The 18,971-nt window shown below is 49.9% G+C and carries 12 protein-coding genes; 11 read left to right on the top strand and 1 reads right to left on the bottom strand.

Going from position 1 to position 18,971, the window contains the following annotated elements; genetic code table 11:
• Nucleotides 1–178: 178 nt before the first annotated feature.
• Both D3P08_RS06120 and D3P08_RS06115 read left to right on the top strand, forming a co-directional pair.
• On the top strand, nt 179–1,171 hold the full coding sequence (locus tag D3P08_RS06120; RefSeq protein WP_119598606.1) for a tRNA dihydrouridine synthase: 993 nt from the start codon (nt 179–181) through the stop codon (nt 1,169–1,171).
• A 639-nt stretch (nt 1,172–1,810) separates the two neighbouring features.
• Nucleotides 1,811–4,732, top strand: coding sequence for a glycoside hydrolase family 3 protein (locus D3P08_RS06115; RefSeq protein ID WP_119598534.1), 2,922 nt, complete (start codon nt 1,811–1,813; stop codon nt 4,730–4,732).
• Nucleotides 4,733–4,873: 141 nt separating this feature from the next.
• Here D3P08_RS06115 and D3P08_RS06110 read toward each other — a convergent pair whose 3' ends face one another.
• Nucleotides 4,874–5,734 (bottom strand): helix-turn-helix domain-containing protein, encoded by an 861-nt coding sequence (locus D3P08_RS06110; protein ID WP_119598605.1) that lies wholly within the window; start codon nt 5,732–5,734, stop codon nt 4,874–4,876.
• Between the two features lie 462 nt (nt 5,735–6,196).
• Here D3P08_RS06110 and D3P08_RS06105 point away from each other — a divergent pair, with 462 nt between their 5' ends.
• From D3P08_RS06105 to D3P08_RS06065, 9 genes are all read left to right on the top strand, one after another.
• The gene (locus tag D3P08_RS06105; RefSeq protein ID WP_119598533.1) at nt 6,197–7,591 is read left to right on the top strand and encodes an ABC transporter substrate-binding protein; all 1,395 of its coding nucleotides are present in this window, start codon (nt 6,197–6,199) and stop codon (nt 7,589–7,591) included.
• An 84-nt stretch (nt 7,592–7,675) separates the two neighbouring features.
• Nucleotides 7,676–10,573, top strand: coding sequence for an extracellular solute-binding protein (locus D3P08_RS06100; RefSeq protein WP_119598532.1), 2,898 nt, complete (start codon nt 7,676–7,678; stop codon nt 10,571–10,573).
• Nucleotides 10,574–10,590: 17 nt separating this feature from the next.
• A complete protein-coding gene (locus D3P08_RS06095) occupies nt 10,591–11,547 on the top strand; it encodes a carbohydrate ABC transporter permease (RefSeq protein ID WP_119598531.1) in 957 nt (318 codons plus the stop codon).
• 8 nt (nt 11,548–11,555) lie between these two features.
• Nucleotides 11,556–12,425, top strand: coding sequence for a carbohydrate ABC transporter permease (locus tag D3P08_RS06090; protein ID WP_119598604.1), 870 nt, complete (start codon nt 11,556–11,558; stop codon nt 12,423–12,425).
• 15 nt (nt 12,426–12,440) lie between these two features.
• Entirely contained in the window at nt 12,441–13,907 is a 1,467-nt protein-coding gene (locus tag D3P08_RS06085) for an NHL repeat-containing protein (RefSeq protein WP_119598530.1), read from the top strand.
• Nucleotides 13,888–14,523 (top strand): Yip1 family protein, encoded by a 636-nt coding sequence (locus tag D3P08_RS06080; protein ID WP_119598529.1) that lies wholly within the window; start codon nt 13,888–13,890, stop codon nt 14,521–14,523. Before D3P08_RS06085 ends, D3P08_RS06080 begins: the two co-directional genes overlap by 20 nt.
• A 19-nt stretch (nt 14,524–14,542) precedes the next feature.
• Nucleotides 14,543–17,101, top strand: coding sequence for a DUF5696 domain-containing protein (locus tag D3P08_RS06075; protein ID WP_119598528.1), 2,559 nt, complete (start codon nt 14,543–14,545; stop codon nt 17,099–17,101).
• Nucleotides 17,098–18,009 (top strand): carbohydrate ABC transporter permease, encoded by a 912-nt coding sequence (locus tag D3P08_RS06070; RefSeq protein ID WP_119598527.1) that lies wholly within the window; start codon nt 17,098–17,100, stop codon nt 18,007–18,009. The genes D3P08_RS06075 and D3P08_RS06070 overlap by 4 nt, the downstream gene beginning before the upstream one ends.
• Before the next feature lie 13 nt (nt 18,010–18,022).
• Complete coding sequence (locus D3P08_RS06065) at nt 18,023–18,967, top strand: carbohydrate ABC transporter permease (RefSeq protein WP_119598526.1); 945 nt, start codon at nt 18,023–18,025, stop codon at nt 18,965–18,967.
• Nucleotides 18,968–18,971 lie beyond the last annotated feature (4 nt).

The raw sequence follows: 18,971 nt of genomic DNA, 5'->3' as shown, positions 1-18,971 counted from the left end.
AACCAAACGGCAGAGATGTCGTTTGGTTTTTTCATGTTACATACTAGACACATGTTGAGAGTGTCTTGGTTGGCTGATGAATAGTATTGTGCTCAGGCCATTGGCTGCAGGCAAGCTTAATAATTGCATGATGAAAATATGTTATAATGTTGTTTGTTTTAGCGGTTATCGTATGCTGATGAGAGGAATGGAATTAAAGTTGATTGAAAATTTTTGGAAGGAATTACCTAAACCGTTTTTTGTGCTTGCTCCTATGGAAGATGTAACGAATGTCGTGTTTCGTCATGTTGTGAGTAAAGCGGGTAGACCTGATGTTTTTTTCACCGAGTTTACAAGTACTGAAGGTTACTGTAATCCAGATGCTATATATAGTGAACGTGGGAGATTATACTTTACAGAAGATGAACAGCCTATGGTTGCGCATATTTGGGGGAATAACCCTGATTATCATAGGGAAATGAGCATAGGTTTGGCTAAGCTTGGATTTAAAGGCATTGATATTAATATGGGCTGTCCTGCTCATAACGTCGCAGCTAAAGCTAAGGGTAGCGGACTTATCCTGCAACCTAAGCTTGCAGCAGATATTATACAAGCAACTAAAGCAGGTGGATTACCTGTAAGCGTAAAAACTAGACTTGGCTATACACATGTTGATGAGTGGCGTGAGTGGTTATCGCATCTATTGCGACAAGATATCGCAAATCTTTCTATTCATCTACGAACCAAGAAAGAAATGAGTAAGGTGGCTGCTCATTGGGAGCTTATTCCTGAAATTAAACAGCTACGTGATGAGATTGCACCGCACACACTATTAACGATTAATGGAGACATAGCTGATCGAAGAACAGGATTAATGTTGGCAGAACAATATGGAATTGATGGAATTATGATCGGTAGAGGTATATTTAAAGATCCATTTGCTTTTGAAAAAACACCTAGAGCGCATAGCAGAGACGAAAAAATGGAGTTATTAACCTACCATATTGATTTATATGATAAATATGCAACAGAATTAGAACCGAGACCATTTGTTCATTTACTTCGTTTTTTCAAGATTTATATTAATGGATTTGATAAGGCAGATGAGTTGAAGAATGAGCTCATGCAAACGAAGTCAACTGATGAAGTACGTCAAGTGCTACAACACTTTACTAATGATAATGTTAATTAATCGCGAGGGCGCACACAATGTCGGATGACGAGCCCTTGTACGCAGCGGCGATCGGCGTTATTTCGAACGTTGCTTCCTCCTGGAGCCGTCCATTGTCGGCAGAATCGTCGTCGTATGACTGGGCGGTTACGCTTTGTCACGGAGTGATACGAACGAGTTCAACCTGCAGCAGTAACTCCATGCGCTCGAGTGCTGCTCGTCTGCAGTGTCCCGTTCGTCCTGATTCCATATGTAGAGGAATTGAACCCAATCGGGACCATCGGGGGGCCAAAGCATATATGAAATAATTAAGAGCATTATAATGATAAGACCTCTAATGCGTTCTGAGCTTAACAGCTCGGAACGCTTTTTTTTTTGATAGTGGTTAATTCCTAATATTGAGGCTGCTAAGGCTTTTTGTGGCGGAGATTCACTTTATTGCTGGCGGATCTTGCGGTAAGCGCTGTAGGGCACAGAGTTCTCGATTTGATTTGTCTATATAATGCTATTATTAGACCGGAAAATCGAGGTATTCTTATCGCTCTTGATTTACAATGAAATATGAATGCTTGAAGTAGAAGTCACACATCACGCATTTGAATGTGACGGTTAACGGCATTCACCTCCAATCAACGAAGGATTTCAGAGGAGCGTGAAAAAATGACAGCCGAAAAGAACTGCCTTTATTGGGATTTCAATGCGCCTCTCGAGGACCGCGTGAACGACTTGATCTCCCAACTGACACTGGATGAGAAGATCGGGCTTATGCCGCAGTACCAAATTGCAATAGAGCGTCTGGGCATACAGGCGTACAAGCATGGCACGGAGGCGGCACATGGCATGGCCTGGCTTGGTGAAGCGACCAGTTATCCTCAGCCGATCGGTCTTGCTTGTACATGGGATAGCGAGTTGCTTAAGCGAATCGGCAGCGCTATTGGGGACGAAGCTCGCGGCTTTTACAAGCAGAATCCGAATTTTAACGGCTTGACGCTGTGGGCGCCGACGGTCGATTTGGAGCGGGACCCTCGGTGGGGCCGGACGGAAGAGGCGTATGGCGAGGATCCGGTTTTGGCCGGCAAACTGGCCGCTGCTCTTACGCAAGGCATTCAAGGGGACCATCCTTTCTACTTGAAGGCCGCTGCCACGCTGAAGCATTTTATCGGCAACAACAATGAAGCGGGAAGAGGCGATACATCTGTAAGCCTTGATCCGCGAAATCTGCGCGAATATTACTTGAAGGCGTTCGAGATCCCGTTCAAGGAAGGCGGGGCCCAGTCGATGATGACGGCATACAATGCGATCAACGGAGTGCCGGCGAACCTCAGTCCGCTCGTGATCGACATCGTGAAACGCGAATGGGGAATGAACGGCTTTGTCGTAAGCGATGCGTTCGACGTATCAGGCACGGTGCGGGATCATCGTTACGTAGAGACGATGAAGGAGGCGGTTGCCAGGTCGATCCGGGAAGGCGGAATCGACAGTATTACGGACGAAGCGGCAGTAGTGACGGAAGCGATCCGCGAAGCGTTGAAGGACGGGCTGTTGACAGAAAATGATCTGGATACCGCTCTTCGGAACACGTTTCGCGTTCGTTTCCGGCTCGGCGAGTTCAACCCGCCGGAGCGAAATCCGTATGCCGCGATCGACGAATCGGCGATCCTCCATCCGAAGCACGCGGAGCTCGCAAGGGAGGCGGTGCAGAAAGCCGTCGTGCTGCTCAAGAACGAAGGGCAGACGCTGCCGCTGCAGGCGGACAAGCTGAGCAAGGTTGCCGTCATCGGCCCGCTTGCCGATGTCGTATATCGTGATTGGTACAGCGGCACATTACCTTATGCGGTTACTCCATTGCAGGGAATCAGCGAGAGATTGGCTGCAGAGGGGACAGGCGTCGAGGTGCCGTACTCCGCAGGCAACGATCGCGTGCGTATTAGGGCTGCACGCAGCGGGCGGTATGTCCGGCTAAGCGGCGATTCAAAGGCTCCTCTGGCCGCTCGCGCGGAGAGATCGGAAGATGGGGATGTATTTGAGATAACGGACTGGGGCTGTGGCAGCCATACCTTATTTGCTTTGCGCAACAGCCTCTATGTAACAACGGACGACAAAAATTTGCAAGCGTCGGCCCATCGGATTTGGGAGTGGTTTACGAAGGAAGCGTTCCAGATCCGCTCTGTAGATCAGGACCATTCACTCGTAACCGCCTCGACCTGGAACGGAACGCCTGTAACGGTTGATGACGAGACGGGTGTACTGCTTGTCGGTGACGGTCTGGCGGCTGAAACCGCAAACGACATTAACGTCGGAGGCGCAGCGGAGGTGGCGAGTTCGGTTGCGGGAACGCATGCCGACATTTTCGAGTTTGAACGCGTATCGAGCGGCGTGGACGAGGCCGTCGAATCGGCCCGCGGCGCCGATGCGGCGATCGTAGTTGTCGGCAATCATCCGCTGATCAACGGCAAGGAAACGATGGATCGGCCCGACATCGCGCTGGCGGAATCGCAGGAAAAGCTTGCGCTTGCGGTAATTGAGGAGAATCCGAACACGATTGTTGTAGTCGTCGGCAGTTACCCATTCGCCTTGAACGCTTTACAGGAGAAGGCGAAGGCGATTATCTACACGTCCCATGCAGGCCAGGAGCTCGGCCATGCTGTGGCGGACGTGCTTTTCGGTCACGTCAATCCTGCAGGCCGAGTGAACATGACGTGGTACAAGTCCGTCGACCAGCTGCCGCCATTCATGGACTACGACATCATCCGCGGCGGACGAACGTATCAATATTTCGAGGGCGAACCGCTGTATCCGTTCGGTCACGGCCTTTCGTATAGCGAATTCCGCTATGAAGGCTTGCAGCTGTCGCCGAACCGCGCTGAGGCCGGGACAGACGCGGCAGTTCAAGTTTCATGCCGCGTGACGAACATAAGCGAGCGACAAGGCGAAGAGGTTGTGCAGCTTTATGCTCGCGCAGACAAATCCCGCGTCAAGCGCCCGCGCCTTCAGCTGGCGGACTTCAAACGCATCGCGCTGGCTCCGGGCGAGACTGCGGAGGTGACGTTCCAGCTGAAGCTCGAATCTCTGGCCATCTGGGATGTGACGCGCGAGCGATTCTGCATAGAAAGCGGAACATATACCGTCATGCTCGGCGCTTCTTCCGCCGATTTGCGGCTTGAAGGCAGCCTTACAGTCGTCGGGGAGACGATTCCGCCGCGAGATCTTGAGAGAGTGACGCTGGCGGCAAACTACGATACGTATCAAGGCATTCATCTCTGTGAATGCAACGAAGGCGGAAGCGCCATAGCCGTGAACGGCGATAAGGGCTGGCTTGCATTCCATGATGCAGAGCTGGGTACAAGGATCTCCGCGTTCGAGCTGCGGGCAGCCGCCAATAAGGATGCTGTGGTTGAGGTTCGCTTGAATGGACCGGAAGGTCCAATCGCAGGCAAGTGCAAGATTCCGGCTGGCGGAGAAAAGGACTGGCGGAGCTTTACTTGCGGGCTGACAGGCGCTACCGGAAGGCGAGACGTATACTTAATCCTGGATGGTCCAGTATCTCTCTCATGGTTCCGAATGATGGCCGACAAAGCATAAATAAACTTGAAAACTAGTCTTATGGAACAGGCATTTTAATTAAATAGTACAGTTAGCCAAAAGGAGCGCCCCGGTAATGTCTGATTGACATTTACCGGGGCGCCCTCGCGTAATTTGATACCCATACCTAGTCTATAACAATCATTGACTAAGTCTAAATGCCTTGGGTGAAAGTCCGTAAGTCTTGGAAAATTTACGAGTGAAATAATTGCTGTCGTTAAATCCGCATTCGTATGAAATTTTGGTGATAGGGAGCCCGCTTTGCCTGAGCAGCATACGGGCCCGCTCCAAACGAAGACGTTGAAGGTATGAGATAGGCGTCGTCTGATAATAGGATTGGAAGATCCGATTCAGATGCCGAACCGAAATATTGGATCTGGCAGCGATTTCCTCCAACGTAAGAGGCTCCAGATAATGGTCTTCAATGTAGGAGACCGCATTCGCCAAATGCATCAGGTTGCTGTCCGTTCCATTCTCCTGATTGTCATATTGCCTGGACAAGTAGACGGCGAGTTCCATAAACCGGGAATTGAGCATGGTTTGATAGCCCTGCTGCTTTTCGTTATATTCGTTGATCATTTCGGCGATTATCGATGAGACGTGTTCCATACATGGAATCGACAAACTAAGCCCGCTTTGAAAAGAATGAATATTGCGATAAAACGGCTCCAAAACAAAAAGGGACTGAAAGCCGTTGGAGCTGCTTAAATCCGGACCGGCGCTTCGAAGGATTTCGGACCGGAACATAATATTACAAATTCTAAATTCATGCGGATTTTGGTAAGCATGGGGAGTAGCGCCGTTAATGACAAATACATTCCCCTTCTTTATAAAATAAGTTTCAGAATTGACGATATGGGTAGCGTTCCCGTTCAAGACAATCACGAGTTCGGTAAAGTCATCATGTTTATGGAGGGAGGTATCCTCTTCGTGCCCGCCATATTGAATAAAAAACGGGAAGTGCTCGTCATTTGTGAACCAGCTCAAATAAACGCTATCCACAATCTCGCTATTCATAGACGGCAAATGATCCATGGACTTCGATTTCACAGCATTTCCTCGCATGTTTGACATCCAACAATACCCCTTTTCTGTAATAGTTGTATGCGGTTTCATTTATATTTTAGCTGTAGGAAATAGCTGAGCATACAACCAAAAATGTACTAAAAAACATATTGAAAATCGTTATTTAACGAATGACTAAATCATGCTAGACCCATGTCTATAAATTGAAGGTTTGAATCATTTTTTTACACTATGATTTTAAAAGACCAAGAGGGGACGCGATGTGGATTTCGCCCCATGCACGATGCGTATTAAATTTGACACCGCTTTCAACTCACTCGGTGATATTGGAGCGGCCAGGAGGTGAGTGGTGCTGGGAGGATAGCAGCACATGAGGAATAGCCGTGATTGGTTCGATTTCAAATGACAGCGATTACATTTTATTTCAGGGGGATGAAAATGAAAAATAAACTGGTTATGCTGCTTGTTAGTCTGATGTTGATCTTTTCTTTAGCGGCTTGCAGCAGCGGAAACAATGGCGGAAACAATCCGGGAAGCACCAATGCAGCTACCGAAGGGCCGTCAAATGATCCGGCTGCGACGAATGCTTCCGGGGAGAACACTGACACTGGTGAAGCCGAGGGAGATGCCAAGGAAACGCCGGAGATGGATTTCGATATGGGCGGCAGAGTGATTAAAATTGTAAACTTCTGGAGTTTGGAAATCGGAGAAGACAACCCTGATAATATCCAAAGGAAGAAGAACCTGGAAGCATTGAAGAAAAAACATAACTTCGAGGTCGAATATGTCGTCATCGACGGCGCCGAATATCAGAAGAAGGTTACGGCATCGCTCCTTGCCGGAGAACCGGTAGGCGATATCATCGCTGTAAGCAGATCGTACACCATTCCTGCGCTAGTAAGCCAAGATCTGTTGTGGCCGGTTGACGAATATACAAAAAACGACAAAGTATTCGACCCGGATGTAACAAATCGAATTATGAACTATAACGGCAGAGGTTACGGTTTTGGCGGGTATCCGGGAGGAGCGACTGGATTTTTCTACAATCGTACGTTGATGAACAATCTCGGCCTGAAGCCGCTTCAAGAATACGTTGATGAAGATAACTGGAACTGGGAAACGTTCATTCAAGTGGTTAAAGAGGCTAATAAAGATACGAATAACGACGGAAAGCTTGATACATGGGGATTGGCGGGTGCCGGGGTTCTGGATGCGGCGCTTGCTTCCAACGAAGCGAGCTTGACGAAAGAGGATAAGCAAAACCTGGATGATCCCAAAACCGTCGAGGCTTTGAACTTCATCTCCAGACTGACAACCGAAAAACTTGCCAGACCGTCCGAGGGCGGCGATTGGACGGAACCAAGCCAATTTTTCCGCCAAGGCAACACATTGCTGTATTTTAGCGGCGTATACGAGGCTAGTGGCTTAAAGAACGACATGAAAGATTTCGATATCGGATTTATTCCATTCCCTAAAGGTCCGAATGGCTCTGTCTTCTATACGCCTGATACCAATCCAGGGGCTATGGTTATTCCGAAAGCGGTTCCGAATCCTGAGCAGCTTATCTATATCTGGGAGAAGATTGAAGATTACGAAACGATTTACGATTTCCCTCTTCAAGGCTGGTACGAGTCGATGTTTACGAACGAAGATGATATCAATAATGTTCGATTAGGGACGAACAGATTCTATCTCGACAATATGAATACATTCCCAAGCATGCCGTATTATGAGTTCGCTGACGAGATTAACAAAGGCCAATCCGTATCCACGGTTATCGAGACTTATAAGACGCCTTTCCAGGCGGCAATTGATGAAGTCTATAAGAAATAAAGATTGAAGTGATCAAGCAGTCCGCATCTAGCCCGACTATGTGGACTGTTTGAATTTCACTCTTGCCGCGGGAGGGGAGCAGTATTGAGCGTCAGACGCCAGATAATCGTAAAATGGTTACTACTATTTTTTGTTTTAGGTTTGTCCTTAGGGGCGATTTACTTATCAAGTCAAAAAGGCAACGCCGCTGTTCAGGCGAATAGCGATTTTGCAGCGATTATGGATTCAGATGCAAATGACGGATATAACGCCTATATGAAGCGCTACTCGGACGCAGACCGACCGGCCGCTGAGATCCGAATCGAAGGCGAGCAATATGCTGCAATCGAAGGAGACGGCTTTGAGCTTGCGGATGGATTTCAAGGCTTGGAGGGTCAAGCTGTGCTGACGCCAGAGTCGGGCACGATCAGTTGGAAGGTTCAGGTTGATCAAGCGGGCCTATACAATGTTCGAATTCATTATTTTCCTATCGAGGGAAAAAGCTCGGCTATCGAAAGAGAGTTCGCGATCAATCAGGAAGTGCCTTTTCAAGAAGCCGAAATGTTATTGTTCGATCGATACTGGGGCAATCGCGAAGACGAAATTGAGCGGGACAATCGAGGCAACGATTTGCGCCCGAGGCAGATAGAGAAGCCGGCTTGGCAAATCGCGTCCTTGGGTGACAACGAAGGTTACTATGAGGAGCCCTATTTGTTTTATTTCGGCGAAGGGCTTCAGACCGTTTCTTTGACTTCCTTGAGGGAGCCGATGGCTATCGATTATATCGAGTTGTACCAGGAGCCGGAGACAAAAACCTATGAGGAACGGAGAGCCGAATATAAAGCTGCAGGTGTTGAAGCGGCCGATGGTCAATTCATTGTCATTCAGGCTGAGGATGCGACTCTAAAATCTTCGCCAACGCTATACCCGCTTTCCGATCGGTCTAGCCCTGCCGTCACGCCGTACAGTGCTTCGAAAATTCGGGTCAACGCGATTGGGGGCCTTAACTGGAAGCTGCCGGGGCAGTGGATGGAATGGGAATTCGAAGTGGAAGAGGATGGGTTGTACCAGATTGCGCTAAAACGCAAACAGGATCAGCTGCGGGGCGTCTATGCGACGCGCAGCATTATGATCGATGGCAAATATCCGTTCCAGGAAATGAAGCGGACGCGATTCAGCTTCAATATGGAATGGCAAACGGATGTGCTGGGAGGGGACGAGCCTTACCTGTTCCATCTGACGAAAGGCAAACATACCATTCGCATGGCGGTTTCGCTCGGAGAGCTCGCCCCGCTTATCGAGACGATCGAGTCGAGCGTGCTGAAGCTTAATGAAATGTATCGAAAAGTATTGTTAATCACCTCGAATACGCCCGACCCCAACCGCGATTATCAATTGGAGAAGCGGATTCCCGGCCTGATCGAGGTTCTCCGGGAACAAGCTGGCCATATCCAGGCCGTGGCGGACTATCTCGAACAATCGACCGGGGAGCGAAGCGATAAAGTCGCTGTTCTTCATACGATGGTGCGGCAATTGAACGAAATGGCGGAGAAGCCGGAGACGATCGCGAACCGGCTGAACACCTTCAAGGTGAATGTCGGAGGTCTTGGCACGTGGATTCTAACCGTGCGCGAACAGCCGCTTACGCTCGATTATCTGATCGTCGCGTCTCCGGACAGCAAGCTCCCGAGAGCGAAAGCGACGATGCTGGAGAAGATCAAGCACGAGCTAGGCGCCTACATCGCCTCCTATACCGAAGATTACGATAGCATCGGAAGCACGGAAGAAGGCGGGCGTACCGTTACGGTTTGGATAACGACGGGAAGGGATCAGGCACAGGTGTTGAAAGCGCTGATCGACGACACGTTTACGCCCGAGACGAACATATCCGTACATTTAAGGCTTGTTCCGGGCGGCATTCTGCTTCCGGCTGTCCTAGCCGGCGAAGGGCCTGATATTGCCATGCAGGCCGGCGAGGATCTCCCTGTCAATTACGCGATGAGGAACGCCGCAGCCGATTTGACAGCATTCCCGGATTTCGAGGAAGTCGCCGCAAGGTTTCGCGATAGCGCGATAACTCCTTACACCTACGACGGAGGGGTATATGCGCTGCCGGAGCAGCAGACCTTCCCGATGCTGTTCTATCGCAAGGATATTCTCAAAGAGCTGGAATTGGAGCCTCCGAAGACATGGCAGGATGTGTATAACATGATTTCGGTGCTGCAAAAGCACAACATGGAATTTTATTTGCCGATCGAATCGGCAACGAACAATGCGACTCTCGTTCCGAATGCGGCGTTCGCCATGCTTCTCTACCAAAACGGCGGCCAGTTCTACCAGGACGACGGCAAGAAGAGCGCACTCGACTCCGAGATTTCCATGCAGGTTTTCAAGCGCTGGACGCAATTTTATACGAATTACAAGTTTCCGCTGCAAGCAGATTTCCCTAATCGGTTCCGAACGGGAGAGATGCCTATCGGTATTGCCGATTATACGACGTACAACATGCTCACGGTTATGGCGCCGGAGATCAAGGGGTTGTGGGACTTTACCGTCGTACCCGGCACCGAGCGCATGGACGGGTCCGTAGGACATGAGGTCGCCAGCCATACGACCGCGGTCATGATGCTGGATAATGCCGACGACAAGGACGCGGCATGGTCATTCATGAAATGGTGGACGGATAAGGATACCCAAATCGCTTACGGTCGAGAGCTGGAAGGGCTGCTCGGCGAGGCTGCCCGCTACCCGACAGCCAACATCGAAGCGCTTGCGCAGCTGCCATGGCCGATCAAGGATTTCGAAAATCTGGAACGCCAATGGAAATGGGTGAGGGGCATTCCTCAAGTGCCGGGCGGGTATTTCACCGGCAGACATCTGGATAATGCTTTCCGGCGCGTCGTGAACCAGAGCGAGAATCCGCGCGAGGCCCTTTCGGATTATATTTTGTACATGAATGATGAAATCGCGCTCAAGCGGAAGGAATTCAATCTTCAGAATTAGTTAGGGGGTGGAAGCCGTTGCAGCCAGAAGTAAGGCGTCATGCCGCGTCGAGCATCATCCAGGCGAAGAAGCCGTCACGACTCGCCAAAGTTGCCCGAGAGCTACGAAAAAACAAGCATTACTACTTGCTGATGAGTCCGTACATGCTGATCTTCTTCACTTTTACGGTCATTCCAGTCATCATCTCGCTGGCACTTAGTTTCTTTTATTTTAACATGCTGGAGTTTCCGAGATTCGTAGGCTGGCAGAACTATTCCCGGTTGTTCCTGGGCGACGATGTGTTCATGATCGCCCTGAAGAACACGTTCATGTTCGCAGTCGTGACCGGTCCGGTCAGTTATATCGCCTGTTTTCTCTTTGCCTGGATTATCAATGAACTGTCGCCCAAGGTCAGAGCGTTTATGACCCTTGTGTTCTACGCCCCGTCCATTTCGGGAAACGTCTTCTTTATTTGGCTGATCGTATTCTCCGGAGACAGCTACGGTTACTTGAACGGGTTCCTTATGAGATTCGGGTTTATTCTCGAACCGATTCAATGGCTTTCGAACGAGCAATATATACTGCCGATTATTATTATCGTCCAGTTGTGGCTTAGCCTGGGCACCAGCTTCCTGGCCTTCATCGCGGGTCTTCAGACGATCGACCGGTCGCTCATCGAAGCGGGAGCCGTTGACGGCATCAAGAACCGCTGGCAGGAGCTTTGGTTCATCACGCTGCCGTCCATGCGGCCGCAGCTGATGTTCGGAGCCGTCATGCAGATAACGGGCTCGCTTGCGGTCGCCGATATATCGATCGCGCTAGCCGGATTCCCAAGCGTGAACTACGCGGGGCATACCATCGTAACGCACTTGATGGATTTCGGCACGATCCGATTCGAGATGGGTTACGCCTCCGCTATCGCGACAGTGCTCTTCTGCATTATGATCGGCGCCAATAAGGTGACGCAAAAGCTGTTGCGAAAGGTAGGTGAATAAAGTTGGTCATGAGGATGCTAGGTGTACTCCGGACCCCTAGGCGGCTTAACCGTTCTTTTGCCGTCAGCTTTTTACTGTTCGCGCTTCTTGCCGTTTTTGGCGCGTTTATGGCGCTCCCGCTCATCTATGCGGTCAACAACGCGTTCAAGCCGCTTGACGAACTGTTTATTTTCCCGCCGCGGTTTCTGGTCATCAATCCTACGCTGGACAACTTCTTCGATCTGTTCGCCCTGATGGGGAACTCGTGGGTGCCGCTGTCCCGCTATATCGCCAATACCCTGTTTATTACGATCGTCGGGACGGTTGGCCATATTCTGCTGGCGTCTGCGGCGGCCTATCCTCTGGCGAAATATCGATTCTGGGGATCGGGGGCTTTATTCTCCATAGTCATTTTGTCCCTGATGTTCTCGGGCCATGTTACCGCGATACCGAACTATATGGTCATGTCCTGGCTCGGCTGGATTAACACGCACGCCTCGGTTATCGTGCCGTCGCTTGCCTTCCCGCTCGGACTGTTCCTTATGAAGCAATTCATGGAGCAGATTCCGGATGCGCTGCTGGAAGCGGCCAAAATTGACGGAGCGAACGAGTACAGGATTTATTGGAGCATCGTCATGCCGAACGTGAAGCCCGCATGGCTGACGCTTATGATTTTGCAGTTCCCCGCGCTATGGGGGACCGATGGAGGCAACTTCATCTATAGCGAAAATTTGAAGACGCTCCATTACACGCTTGGCCAAATCTCGGCAGGCGGCATTGCCCGGGCAGGCGTCGGAGCGGCGGTCGCCCTTCTCTTGATGATCGTTCCGATTACGCTCTTTATCATCTCACAGAGCAGCGTCATGCAGACGATGGCGACTTCCGGGATGAAAGAGTAGAAAGGATGAGACGAGATGTTGAGCATCATTTATAGAACAAGAACATTTGTCCTCACAACGCTCATCTGTTTGCTAAGCATGGGAATGGGAAGCGCGGCCGCGCACGCCGAAGAAGCCCCCGCTTCCTATAATTATTCCTACTGGGGAGACAGTGTCGCCTCGCCTGCCGCCTACCGGGCAACGGCCATCCTGAATGGGGATAGTCTGGGCGTCGGCCCCTTTAAGGAACCGAACGATTTACACGTTACGGCAGACAAGCAAATTTATGTGCTGGACTCCGGCAATAACCGCATCGTGGTAATGGATGCGAGCTTCAAGCTGGTCCGGATCATCGATACATTCGACGGGAAGGGCGGACCTGACCAATTTATAAGTCCCCAGGGCCTGTTCGTAACCGAAGATAAGCATATATACGTCGCGGATACGGGCAATAAAAGAATGGTCCATCTCGATTCGGACGGCAAGCTTGTGAAGGTGATCGAGAATCCCGAGTCCGAGCTGTTTCAGGAGAAGTTTCAGTTCCAGCCTGCTCGTGTCGTTGTCGACAAAGCCCAGCGGATTTATGTCATGGCCGCCGGCGTATTTGACGGGTTTATGGAATTCAACGCGAATGGCGAGTTTTCAACGTTCATCGGCGCGAACCGCGTAAGGGTCGATCCAGCCGAGTTGTTATGGAAAAGGCTGTCGACCCGAGCCCAGCGGAGCCGGATGGTCATGTTTACGCCTACGGAATTCACGAACCTGGATATTGACGATGAAGGGTTTATTTATGCGACGAACGGCGACAGATTTGGCGATACGATCAAAAAACTAAATGCCCAGGGGAACGATATTTTGAGGCGGACGGGGTATTTCAACCCGCGCGGCGACATCGCTGCTATGTCTCAGATGGTCGCTTCGAGACTGATTGACATCGATGTCGCGGACAGCGAAATTTATTCGGTGCTTGATTCCAGGCGCGGACGGATATTCACATACAACGGCGACGGACATTTCATGTATGTATTCGGCGGTCTGGGCAACCGGCTGGGCGAATTCAACGCGCCGTCGGCCATCGAGCGTGTAGGCGATCAGTTTCTCGTTCTGGACAAAGGGCTCGGCGAAATTACTTTATTCGAGACAACGGAATACGGCCGGACCCTCAACGAAGCCGTTCGAAGCTACTACAGGGGCGATGAAGAGGGGGCTTTCTCCTTATTCCAGAAGTCGATCCATATGAACGCCAACCTGGAATTCGCCTATGCCGGGATCGGCAAATCACTGCTTCGTCAAGGCAAATATGCAGAAGCGATGAAATATTTCAAGCAAAGCAAGGATCAGCGGAACTATTCGAAGGCATTCCTGCTCTATCGCAAGGAAGTGCTGCGCGATTACTTCCCTGCGGTCATGACCGGCATTGTCTTGCTCGCGCTCGGCACAATCGTGCTCAGGAAGTTCCGGCAGTGGAAAGGGGGAAGGAAACGTGCCGCAATTAAACAGTGAGCTGCTTAAGCACCCATTTTATCTGATTCTACACCCATTTAACGGCTATTGGGATTTGAAGTATGAATGGAACAAAAAAACGCATCTGATCGTTTCCTTTTTAATCTTGTTCCTCTTGGCCGTCACCAATATCTTGAGCAGCCAGTATAGCGGATTTCTCGTCAATATATACAACCCCGCCGACATGAACAGCTTAATGGAGATTCTGTATGTATTGCTTCCGGTGCTGTTCTGGTGCGTGGCCAATTGGTCGCTCACGACCTTGATGGACGGAGAAGGGAAGTTCGTCGAAATATTCACGTCGACCTGCTTTGCCTTCACTCCAATGGTCATCATCCCATTTCCATGGATTTGGTTAAGCAACGTGATCTCGATCCAGGAGACGGGCTTCTATTATTTCTCGCACAGCATCGCCCTCATCTGGTCACTGTACCTGTTGTTCGTCGGGAATATGACGGTTCATCAATTTACGCCGTCGAAAACTATCGGCACCCTGCTGTTATCGGTTGTCGCCATGGGTTTTTTGGCGTTTCTGTGCTTGCTTTTCTTCAGCCTGATTCAGCAGCTTTCATCTTTTGTATCAACGATTTACCAGGAAATTGACCTGAGAAGCTAGGGAGGAGGCATGCGCAGCCATGACTTTAAAAAAATATGCCTTGCTGACTTCGTTGTTCCTGCTCGGAATAATGACTGCTGGGTGTGCGGGCTCCGGCTCTGATAATCAAACGGAAGCAAATCGTTCTGTTGCAGCCGAATTCGTTAAGGGAACGGCTTTGCCCGTTTCTTTCACGGATCCTCGAGTCGCGGATATGAAAGGCGTTGCGGCCAACCATCGTCTGCAATTATTCGCGGACGATCAGTCGGGCGTTATTGCCGTCCTCGATCAAAGCAGCGGAGAGGTATGGTACAGCAACCCGCCGGAGAGGGAATCCGATAAGCTGGCGACAGGAATTAACAAAGATTTATTATCCGCTCAATTGAAACTCGATTTCCATAACGCGTTCGGGCAGCTCAGCTCGGTCAATTCCTATACGGATAGCGTCATTCATAAGCAGTTCAGATTCGAAAGCATCCCTAACGGCATCCGAGTGACTTATCAATTCGGCACGGACGAGAAAACGGCTGACGATATTCCAAGCAAACTGACGAAGGAACGCCTGGAGGAGCTTAAGGGGAAAGTGGATAAAACGGGACAGCGAGCGCTGATGATTGCCTACAAGGAGGACGCGGACCCTAATGTATATGTGCGAAACGAATCGCTGGCCGGGATTCAATTGACGCGGACTCTCCAAGCATTCGAAGATGCCGGCTATACGGATGAAGATTTCCGGAAGGATCTCGAAGCGTTTCAGCTGGAACAAACCAAACCGGAACCTCGTATCTTCCTTGCCTCGATTGAGTATACCTTGGATGGCGATAGTCTCGTCGTCACGGTGCCGGCTTCCGGCATTCATTTCTCTGATGAGTATCCGGTCCACACGATATCGGTCCTTGGTTTCTTCGGAGCGGAAGGAGAGGAGGCGGAGGGCTCCTTATTTGTACCGGACGGCTCCGGAGCGCTCATTCATTTCAACAATGGTAAAATCAATTATTCGTCATACGAACAAAGGATTTATGGATCCGATCAAACGATGAATAATGCCAATGACGTCGTCTTGGAAGAGAAAGCCAGGCTGCCGGTATTCGGAATGATTCGCAAGAATGGAGCCTTTCTCGGCATTATTGAAGAAGGCGATGCAGTCGCGAGCGTTCATGCCGATGTAAGCGGCAGGCTGAATAGCTATAACTACATTTATCCAAGCTTTGATGTGGTCAATAAGGACGAGGTTTCCCTGGACGCGAACGGACAGGAACGTTCCTTGCCAAGGTATCAAGAGAATCCGACAAATTCGGACTTTACGGTCCGTTACGCTTTCCTGAGCGGGGATGAAGCTACTTATTCCGGAATGGCGCAGTACTATCAACAGTATTTGGCCAAAACGCAAGGACTTCCCGAACCGAGGTCGGCAAGCGATTCGATTTCCGGAGGGGATGCGCCGTTTTATTTGCAGCTGATCGGAAGCATCGCCAAAAATAAGCATTTGGCGGGTATACCCTATAAGGCGCTCGAACCTCTAACAACCTTTAAACAGGCGGAGGATATCGTCAATCAGATGCAGGATCGCAATATTCGCCATATTAAGGTTCAGTATTCGGGTTGGTTCAATAAAGGACTTGATCATCAGGTTCCGGATCATGTTTCGGTCGATAAAGCTGTGGGAGGGAGCAAAGCGCTTCGGGAATTTATCTCCTTCGCCCGGGACATGGACCTTTCCTTCTTCCCTGACGTCTACATCGCCGAGGCTCGTACGAGCGGCGGCTTCGATGTAAGCAAGGATGCTTCCCGAACATTAAGGGGAGATCCTGCAGCGATCTACCCGGTTGAACCCGTCTTGAATCAGCGCGACCGAAGCAAAGCTCCGTCCTATGTTGTATCGCCGCGTTATATATTGAAGATTGTGGATTCCATGCTGACCGAGCTGGACGACTATCGTCTTGAAGGGATATCGCTGCAGGACCTAGGCAGCCGGTTGAATAGCGAGTTTCGGACAAACCATCAGATCGACCGAACGGAGTCCGAAACGATATCGAAACAGGCGCTGACCAAGATTCGCGAACGGAATCTCGAGATTATGGCGAATGGCGGCAACGCTTATGCGTTTCCATACGTTACGGATATTACGAATGCGCCGATGACGAATAGCGGGTTCAAGATCGAAGACGAAGAAATTCCTTTCTATCAAATGGTCGTTCGCGGATATATCGACTATACCGGCATGCCTTATAATCTGTCGACCTACAACGACATGAACCAGTATATATTGAAGTGTCTGGAATATGGCTCCGGCGTTTATTTCAAATGGATATATGAACCGAATGACAAAGTGAAGGATACGGATTACGACGACTTGTACGCCGTTCATTACGAGCAATGGCTGGATCAGGCTGCACAGATTTATGGGAGCGTGAATGAAGTTTTGGGCAAAGTGCAGAACCAGAAGATGATTTCGCACGAGAAGTTAAGCGAGGGCGTCTTCAAAACCGTTTATGAGAACGGTATCTATGTCATTGTGAACTACAATCGATCGAAGGTTCAGGCGGATGGCCAAAACGTCGAAGCCGGAGGCTATGTAATGGGTGGTGTACAAAAATGAAGTCCTTACTGAAACCTCTTCTGTTGAAAAGGTCTAACGCTGGAAAAAAGGCATTATGGGGTTTTCTTTACATATTGCCATGGCTGCTAGGATTTTTTCTCTTTTTCTTTGTGCCTTTGTTAAGTTCATTGCGATTCAGCTTCAGCTCGATAACGGCTAATTCGGAAGGAATCACCGTTCAATACATTGGGATCAAAAATTACGTGGAAGCCCTAACGATAAACACAAGCTTCAACCGCGCATTGACTGAGTCGATCATCAATATCGTCGTCAATATTCCGCTGATCGTCATTTTCAGTTTATTCCTGGCAGTGCTGCTGAACCAGAAGTTCATCGGAAGGTCCGCTGCCCGGGCCATCTTCTTTCTTCCCGTCATTCTGGCATCCGGCGTTATTATGAATCTGGAGAGCACAAGCCTGGTGCAGGCGATTAGCGATGCAAGCTCAGGGGCAAAGGTCGTTCGTTCGTTACAGAGCTTTGAATTGGAGGAGCTGATGCTGCAAGCCGGGGTTAGCGACTGGATCGTCAATTATTTAACCGGTTCCGTTAACCGTATCTATCAGATTGTCAGCCAATCGGGCGTTCAGATCCTGATCTTTCTCGCGGGAATCCAGACCATCTCGCCGCAGCTGTACGAAGCCTCCAAGATGGAGGGGGCAACCGGCTACGAAGCATTCTGGAAGATTACGTTCCCGATGGTCAGTCCGCTTATTCTGGTCAATGTGATTTATACCATTGTCGATTCGGTCTCCACCAACGAAGTAACGGACTTGATTCTGGACACCGGTTTTTCCGCTTTCAACTTCGGGCTGAGCTCGGCGATGGCAACGCTCTACTTTCTGGCCGTTGCTCTAATCTTGCTGGCAAGCACCTATCTGATATCGAGGAAAGTTTTTTATTATGATTAGGGAGGATGTACGAGTGCGCAATTCCCGGCTGTTATCGGTAGAATCCTGGAAAAGGTGGATTTGGTCATTCGTCCGTCTTGTATTGATTGTAGGACTGTCGTTTTTGATTTTGTACCCGATTTTGCAAAAAATTTCGACAGCGATTAAAGATAAGGAAGATCTCTATTCGCCGATCGTGGTGTGGGTCCCCATCCATTTTACTTGGGATAATTTCAAGCAGGCGATCAAGATTATGGATTACTGGGACACATTGGTCAACACCTTTGCCCTGTCGGCCTCTACTACAATCCTTACCGCGGCAACATGCGCCTTGGCCGGTTACGGCTTTGCACGGCTTAAATTCAAAGGCAGCAATCTGCTGTTTGCCGGAGTCGTACTGACCATATTGGTTCCGCCTTCGACGATTCTCATTCCGCTCTATCTTAATCTGAAGGATTTTACGCTGATGGGGCTCATTCCATTGCTTACAGGCAAATCCGCCAACCTGCTGAATACCTACTGGCCTTTCATACTGACAGCCTTGACTGCCAATTCGCTGAAGGCGGGACTTTATATTTTTATATTCAGACAGTTTTTCAGGGGAATTCCGAAAGAGGTCGAGGAAGCCGCTTATATCGATGGCGCAGGGGTCGGGAGGACGTTTTCCCGAATCATGCTCCCGAACGCGATCCCGGCGATCATCACGGTGCTGCTCTTCTCGTTCGTGTGGCAATGGAATGATAGCTTCTTTACGACAACGTATCTGTCGTCTGGCAAGGTCATGTCCGTGCAGCTGGCTGCCTTGCCATACAACCTAAACAGTCTTATTAGCGGAGGCTCCTCTCAGGCAGATCCTTTCTATTTGAGCATGGTGCAGGATACAGGCATTCTGCTCGCGATCCTGCCGCTTATTATCATTTATTTCTTTGTGCAGCGATACTTTGTCGAAGGTATCGAGCGCACGGGCATTGTCGGCTAATCAT

Source organism: Paenibacillus nanensis (assembly GCF_003583765.1).
Lineage (GTDB): Bacteria > Bacillota > Bacilli > Paenibacillales > Paenibacillaceae > Pristimantibacillus > Pristimantibacillus nanensis.
This window is presented reverse-complemented; position numbering and strand designations above follow the sequence as displayed.

Bases quoted from the DNA above. Each gene is read 5' to 3' on its own strand.
- D3P08_RS06120 (WP_119598606.1), top strand. From the start codon at position 179: ATGAGAGGAATGGAATTAAAGTTGATTGAAAATTTTTGGAAGGAATTA.
- D3P08_RS06115 (WP_119598534.1), top strand. From the start codon at position 1,811: ATGACAGCCGAAAAGAACTGCCTTTATTGGGATTTCAATGCGCCTCTC.
- D3P08_RS06105 (WP_119598533.1), top strand. From the start codon at position 6,197: ATGAAAAATAAACTGGTTATGCTGCTTGTTAGTCTGATGTTGATCTTT.
- D3P08_RS06090 (WP_119598604.1), top strand. From the start codon at position 11,556: ATGAGGATGCTAGGTGTACTCCGGACCCCTAGGCGGCTTAACCGTTCT.
- D3P08_RS06085 (WP_119598530.1), top strand. From the start codon at position 12,441: ATGTTGAGCATCATTTATAGAACAAGAACATTTGTCCTCACAACGCTC.
- D3P08_RS06075 (WP_119598528.1), top strand. From the start codon at position 14,543: ATGACTTTAAAAAAATATGCCTTGCTGACTTCGTTGTTCCTGCTCGGA.
- D3P08_RS06070 (WP_119598527.1), top strand. From the start codon at position 17,098: ATGAAGTCCTTACTGAAACCTCTTCTGTTGAAAAGGTCTAACGCTGGA.